The sequence below is a fragment of the Paenibacillus sp. GbtcB18 genome, from assembly GCF_019091125.1.
GTDB classification, from domain to species: Bacteria; Bacillota; Bacilli; order Paenibacillales; family NBRC-103111; genus Paenibacillus_F; species Paenibacillus_F chitinolyticus.
This window is the reverse complement of the sequence record NZ_JAGXJX010000041.1, coordinates 1-1471: the sequence shown is the minus strand read 5'-3', so window position 1 is coordinate 1471 and position 1471 is coordinate 1. Positions and strand designations below refer to the sequence as shown.

Sequence of the window (1471 nt, the reverse complement as noted above, 5' to 3'; positions counted from 1 at the left end):
GAGCAATGGAGTGACGCAGCAGGGTAGGGACGCGGACTGATGGATGTCCGTCCAAGCAGTGAGGCTGATGTGTAGGCAAATCCGCACATCGTAAGGCTGGGCTGTGATGGGGAGCGAAAATTACAGTAGCGAAGGTCTTGATCTCACACTGCCGAGAAAAGCTTCTAGCCAGGCGAAGGTGCCCGTACCGCAAACCGACACAGGTGGGCGAGAAGAGAATTCTAAGGCGCGCGGAAGAACTCTCGTTAAGGAACTCGGCAAAATGACCCCGTAACTTCGGGAGAAGGGGTGCCCCGGTAGTGTGAATAGCACGAGGGGGCCGCAGTGAAAAGGCCCAAGCGACTGTTTAGCAAAAACACAGGTCTATGCGAAGCCGCAAGGCGAAGTATATGGGCTGACGCCTGCCCGGTGCTGGAAGGTTAAGGGGAGCGGTTAGGGGTAACCCGAAGCTGTGAACCGAAGCCCCAGTAAACGGCGGCCGTAACTATAACGGTCCTAAGGTAGCGAAATTCCTTGTCAGGTAAATTCTGACCCGCACGAATGGCGTAACGACTTGGGCGCTGTCTCAACGAGAGATCCGGTGAAATTTTAATACCTGTGAAGATGCAGGTTACCCGCGACAAGACGGAAAGACCCCATGGAGCTTTACTGCAGCTTGATATTGGACTTTGGTACGATCTGTACAGGATAGGTGGGAGCCTTTGAAGCCTGAGCGCCAGCTTGGGTGGAGGCGCCGTTGGGATACCACCCTGATCGTATCGGAGTTCTAACCTACTACCGTGATCCGGTAGAGGGACCGTGTCAGGTGGGCAGTTTGACTGGGGCGGTCGCCTCCTAAAGAGTAACGGAGGCGCCCCAAGGTTCCCTCAGAATGGTTGGAAATCATTCGAAGAGTGCAAAGGCATAAGGGAGCTTGACTGCGAGACATACAGGTCGAGCAGGGACGAAAGTCGGGCTTAGTGATCCGGTGGTACCGCATGGAAGGGCCATCGCTCAACGGATAAAAGCTACCCTGGGGATAACAGGCTTATCTCCCCCAAGAGTCCACATCGACGGGGAGGTTTGGCACCTCGATGTCGGCTCATCGCATCCTGGGGCTGAAGTAGGTCCCAAGGGTTGGGCTGTTCGCCCATTAAAGCGGTACGCGAGCTGGGTTCAGAACGTCGTGAGACAGTTCGGTCCCTATCTGTCGCGGGCGCAGGAAATTTGAGAGGAGCTGTCCTTAGTACGAGAGGACCGGGATGGACGTACCGCTGGTGTACCAGTTGTCTCGCCAGAGGCATCGCTGGGTAGCTATGTACGGAAGGGATAAGCGCTGAAAGCATCTAAGCGTGAAGCCCCCCTCAAGATGAGATTTCCCAGTATGTAAGACCCCTTGAAGACGACGAGGTAGATAGGTTGGAGGTGGAAGCACAGCAATGTGTGGAGCTGACCAATACTAATCGGTCGAGGGCTTGACCACACGTGTTCA

The 1471-nt window shown here is 55.2% G+C and carries 1 rRNA gene (cut by a window edge); it reads left to right on the top strand.

The window, feature by feature from the left end:
- Positions 1–1462, top strand: a 23S ribosomal RNA gene (locus KVT34_RS29300); its annotated part reaches 1216 nt to the left of the window's first position; the annotation flags it as partial.
- Positions 1463–1471 lie beyond the last annotated feature (9 nt).